Here is a 1,131-nt window from a genome sequence, read left to right as displayed (position 1 = left end):
CGCCCAGTAAATCAAGATGAAATCTCGTCGAAAATGCATCATTTACATGGGAACATTTAAGACACAAAAAATGGCGCAAAGGCGCGCCACTTCTTGCTCAGCAGTGTTTCAGGTGTTCAAACGTAGGGCTAAGGATGACGTACGTGGCCATGGAATACCTCCGTACAAAAAATTGACCCACAACTGGGCACGGCAGACACACGAGGGAAAATAGCCTCCCATCAAGGGGGAGCGCCCCCGTGCTTCTTGATTATAGTGGTGCCCCACGTCCCTGGCGCCCGAACTCGCGGGTCGTATCGTTTCAGAGCAAGGGATGTCCCGAGATACGACCGTGCCGGCTTTGGTGCAAATAGGTGAACTGGCCGAGACGTTTCCTATAGGTATGGATACCTTATTGATCGAACAGGACAGCATTCCAGACGGCGGGCGCAGCGGTATCTTTGAGCCCGGGAATGGAGAGATTGAACTGCCCCTTGCGAATGCGATGCATCAACTCGATGCCTGAAATCGTGGTCGCGGCGCTCCTGAATCGTTTGAAGCCGAGCATCACGTTCGTTCTGGACTTGATGTTTCGATGGTCCTGCTCGATCAGATTGTTCAGATACTTCGAGGACCGGACCTTCGTGCACTCAGGCAGCAGACCATCGGCCTTCATCTCACGCATCGCCCGGTGCGCGGCGGCATACCCATCGAGCGTGATCGTCTCGCGCGGCTGGCCCTGATGTTTGATCGCCTTTCTGAAAAAGGCTTTGGCCGCGCTCACGTCGCGCTTTGCCCTGAGCATGAAGTCCACCGTCTGGCCGGCCCGATCCACCGTCCGGTACAGATAAACCCATTTGCCACGAATCTTCAGGTAGGTTTCGTCAACATGCCATGACCGCCCTGTGGGCACGCCCAAGCGATTCCAGCGCTTGACAAACTCCGGCGTAAAACGCTTCACGCAACGCATGATCGTGGTATGCACCAGCGACAAACCCCGTTCGGCCATCATCTCGACCAGATCGCGCAGGCTGAGCTTGTAGCGAAGGTACCAGCGCACGCATAGAATGATGATCTCCCGATCAAAATGCCACCCATCGAACAACCCCTCCAGATCTTTCCGCTTGCTCATCGCCTGCCACCAGTTTGTTA

1 protein-coding gene is annotated in these 1,131 nt (G+C 55.2%); it reads right to left on the bottom strand.

What is annotated here, in order from left to right; all coding sequences use genetic code 11:
• Nucleotides 1-391: 391 nt before the first annotated feature.
• Nucleotides 392-1,111, bottom strand: a complete 720-nt coding sequence (locus GNZ13_RS41490; RefSeq protein WP_172176097.1) for an IS6 family transposase — start codon at nt 1,109-1,111, stop codon at nt 392-394.
• Nucleotides 1,112-1,131 lie beyond the last annotated feature (20 nt).

The organism is Paraburkholderia elongata, from assembly GCF_013177735.1.
Lineage (GTDB): Bacteria > Pseudomonadota > Gammaproteobacteria > Burkholderiales > Burkholderiaceae > Paraburkholderia > Paraburkholderia elongata.
The sequence above is the reverse complement of the archived record's forward strand: the minus strand, read 5'-3'. Positions and strand labels throughout refer to the sequence as shown.

What these genes read in the sequence shown, in the direction of transcription:
- GNZ13_RS41490 (WP_172176097.1), bottom strand. Translation starts at nt 1,111, where the DNA reads ATGAGCAAGCGGAAAGATCTGGAGGGGTTGTTCGATGGGTGGCATTTT.